A 543-nucleotide genomic window follows, 5' to 3' on the forward strand; every position below is an offset into this window, starting at 1 on the left:
CCTTATAGAGGGTTTGGTCATTCTTAGCTTTGTGTGTGTTTTTGGGCTTTGTGTTAGGCTTTGTGTTAAATTAGGGTGGTGATTTAATCCCAATGCCATTAAATGGAGGGGGTATAAAAAATTAAAAAATTTTAAAACTCATTCTCATTAATAGAACAGATCCAACTTGAACTTTTCTTTTTCTTAAGTTTTTTATTGATACAATTCCAAATTTAAAAAACAAACGATTTAATTCAAAGGAAAAATTTTGATTACGGTGGTTAAACGAAACGGGCGCATTGAGCCTTTAGACATTACAAAAATCCAAAAATACACTAAGGACGCTACGGACAATTTAGAGGGCGTGAGCCAAAGTGAGCTAGAAGTGGATGCGAGGTTGCAATTCAGGGACAAGATCACTACTGAAGAAATCCAACAAACTTTGATTAAAACCGCTGTGGATAAAATAGATATTGACACGCCTAATTGGAGCTTTGTCGCCTCAAGGCTTTTTTTGTATGATTTATACCATAAAGTAAGTGGTTTTACAGGGTATAGGCATTT

The 543-nt window shown here is 34.8% G+C and carries 1 protein-coding gene; it reads left to right on the forward strand.

What is annotated here, in order from left to right; genetic code table 11:
* Positions 1-256: 256 nt before the first annotated feature.
* On the forward strand, positions 257-543 hold a 287-nt coding region (locus IEY73_RS34860; RefSeq protein WP_229716457.1), incomplete at its 3' end, for an ATP cone domain-containing protein.

Source organism: Mangrovihabitans endophyticus, assembly GCF_014646155.1.
Lineage (GTDB): Bacteria > Actinomycetota > Actinomycetes > Mycobacteriales > Micromonosporaceae > Actinoplanes > Actinoplanes endophyticus.